Genomic DNA, 2,862 nt, shown 5'->3' on the forward strand with positions numbered 1-2,862 from the left:
GACAGAGGGCTGCCCATCCAGAATACCTCACCAGAAAATGGTCAGCATCCTGTGAATCACATTTTTATACCGTTGGGTACCCCCATGAGTCAGGTCAAATAGCGCTTGGTATTAAAACTTTGTTTAAACTGTTCTATCAAATTTGTTTAAACTGTTCTATCAAAACAGACATACATCCCCCATTCCGCAAGGCCCGCAACGCAAAAGCCCGCCAGCATTGCTGCCAGCGGGCCTGCCTGTGTGTTGGGCTGTGGTTGACGCGTATTTACCGCACCGCCCCTGCCTGTGATGCAGCCTGACGGGCAAATTCGGCCTGTGCTGCGGCTTCCCGCGCTTCGGCCTTTTGGGCCACTTCATCCTGAATAGCCTGCTGCGAGGGCAGCGGCGTATAGGGCACCGGCTTGGGTGCTGGCGCAGGTGTGGGGGCCATAACAGCCGGTGGCGGCGCAGAAACAACCTGCGGCGCGGGCGCAGAAGGTGTAGCCACATGCGGCGTGGCCGCCACGGCACGCGGGGCCACATAAGCCGGAGCCGATACAGCCGGGCGTGGTGCTGCCACATGCGCAACAGGGGCAGAAACCGCACGCGCAGGCGCGGAAACCCTGTGTGTAGCGGCCACACCCGCCGGAACAGCCGCAGCAGCGGCCACTGGTGCGCGGATAGGCGGCGGGGGTTCAGACGGCCATCTGGGTTTTTCATCCGAGGCACGCTGGTTATCTATGCCCGGTGCGGCATCACCATTGCGGGCGGCCTTTAACAGGTCTGGCCCCATAAGGGCTGTGCGGGAGCACACGGCCTCGCGCTGGTCCCGGTTCAGGGTGCGGGTATCAAACATCTGGTCCGGGCCAAGGCGCAGCATGCCAATGCCACCCCATGCGTAATCGGACGAAGCCCGGACATCTGGCAGTTCTGCCAGCTCGCGCCCCAGTTTTTTAACCGTGGTGTCTGTTATCAGCTTGTTGTGGTAGCAAAAATACATCAGCCCGCCCACATTGGCCGCATTTGTGCCCAATACGGTGGGTATGCCATCGTAATCCAGAATACCGGGGGCGGCTGTGGCGGCTGTCATGGGGGCTGGGCCGGGGCGCATCTTCATAATTTGCAGCCCGTAATGAGGGTTCTTCTCCGCCGCATAAGCCGCCGGGGGCGCGGCCAACAGGGCAGTGCAGGCCCCCAACGCCAGAAAAACAGGACGGAATCCCAACATCTACTTTGTTCCTTGCTTTGGTCTGGCCGCAGAATACGGAAAAACCCCACCTGCCAGCAAGGCCCGCCGCACGGGCCATGCCGCATAAACTTGCGCATAGATGCATGATATCCACACCCACGGCCACCCCCATTTCTGTGCGGATACAGGCTTACGCCCCTGTGAATGGCCCACAGCCCCCGCAGCGGGCACAAAGGCAGCGGGTGGATTTTACGTAAGGGCGCTGTATGCTGAAGGGTGAATATGGCTGAGCTTTCTCCTTCCTCCTCCGTGCGGGTTTCTGCGCGGCGCATTTTGGTGCTGGACCTTTTGGCCGGGTATGTAGATGCGCTGGGCTTTGTGTATCTGGGCGGGCTGTTTGCCTCTGCCATGACAGGCAACACAACCCATCTGGCCGCCGCCCTTGTTGGCGGTATTTGGCCGCATGCGTTGATGTTGCTGGGTATTTTAGGCACGTTTTTTGTGGTGGCCATGCTGGCCACTCTGGCACGGTTGCGCTGGCAGGCGGCCATTGGCATAGCCTGTGTGGGCGTGCTGCTGGGGGCCACGCAAATTGCCATGCTTACGCCGTGGCACCGCACGCTGGCCCTTGTTCTGCTGCCCGCCCTTATGGCCGTGCAGGGGGAAACGATAGCCCGCTTTTCTGGCAGTGCTATCCAGACCATTGTGATCACCAGCAATCTGCTCAAATGTGCCTCGGCACTGGCTACATCGCTGGCGGCGCGCTGGCCGGGCAGCACTATTAACCCCCCGCCACCGGGGGCGGCTTTGTTGCCGGGGCTTTCTTGGTTGGGGTTTGCGGCTGGGGCACTGTGTGGCACCCTAGCCATGGCGTGGCATGTGCCGCTGCCTTTTATCTGGCCCCTACCGCTATTGGTTTTGCTGTATATGGATATTGCCCGCGCCGAAGCCCATAACGCGCCACCCTGAACGCCACCCCACTCTTTTACGGACAAGAGTAATGACTGTTCTGCCCTGCCCCTCCCTGCCTTCTTCCGCCTCTGTTGCTTCCCTGTTTTATCGTGCACGCGGGCTTGCCGCGCTGGTGCTGCTGCCCACGCTGGCAGGCTGCGGATATATAGATAGCCGCACCGCCCATAAGGGCCAGTTGGCCGTGATTGGCATGACAAATGAGGACTTACAGGCCTGCGCGGGTATTCCCGACAAAACGCAGAAGATCGATGAGCACACCACGGTTTATCAGTACGTGCGCTCGGTCAACATGCCTTCCACCAACGATTCCTCGCTGTTTCCGCTCCAGACATTTGTGAACATGACACAAACCACCTTTGGCGGTGCGGGCAAAACCTGCGTGGCCAGCCTGCGGATGGTGGATGGCCGTGTGTATGACCTGCATTACAGCGGCGATAATGACCGCATGATTGGCACGGATGGCGCGTGCTCTACGGTTGTAAAAGGCTGCATCCGCTCCCCCGTGGCCTCCACCAACCGGTTCCATGACAGGTTGATTGGGTTTGGCCCGGTTTCGGCTTTTCATGAACCCAGCATAGAAGCCCAAAGGCGTGCGCTGCATTCGGTTTATGAACAGCCAGCCCCGCAGCGCATTCTCAACTCACAGCCGGATTCTGCTGGCACGCCTTCTTCCGCCGCAACGCCTGCGGTGCAGGCCACACCGGCAGCGCAAACGCTTACAG

Annotated in this window: 4 protein-coding genes; 3 read left to right on the forward strand and 1 reads right to left on the reverse strand. The window is 60.0% G+C overall.

The window, feature by feature from the left end; translation table 11 throughout:
• A partial coding sequence (locus tag AD944_RS17190; RefSeq protein WP_211263317.1) for a hypothetical protein occupies nt 1-299 on the forward strand: 299 nt, incomplete at its 5' end.
• On the opposite strand, the gene AD944_RS00740 is transcribed toward AD944_RS17190, so the two are convergent.
• The gene (locus tag AD944_RS00740) at nt 266-1,207 is read right to left on the reverse strand and encodes a hypothetical protein (RefSeq protein WP_003626210.1); all 942 of its coding nucleotides are present in this window, start codon (nt 1,205-1,207) and stop codon (nt 266-268) included. The two genes, AD944_RS17190 and AD944_RS00740, sit on opposite strands and share 34 nt — an antisense overlap.
• A 243-nt stretch (nt 1,208-1,450) precedes the next feature.
• Between AD944_RS00740 and AD944_RS00750 the strand changes: the two genes are divergently transcribed.
• Both AD944_RS00750 and AD944_RS00755 read left to right on the forward strand, forming a co-directional pair.
• Nucleotides 1,451-2,137 (forward strand): YoaK family protein, encoded by a 687-nt coding sequence (locus AD944_RS00750; protein ID WP_045543184.1) that lies wholly within the window; start codon nt 1,451-1,453, stop codon nt 2,135-2,137.
• Nucleotides 2,138-2,168: 31 nt separating this feature from the next.
• The coding region (locus AD944_RS00755) for a hypothetical protein (RefSeq protein ID WP_061474647.1) at nt 2,169-2,862 on the forward strand (694 nt) is incomplete at its 3' end.

The sequence above is a fragment of the Acetobacter tropicalis genome, from assembly GCF_001580915.1.
Lineage (GTDB): Bacteria > Pseudomonadota > Alphaproteobacteria > Acetobacterales > Acetobacteraceae > Acetobacter > Acetobacter tropicalis.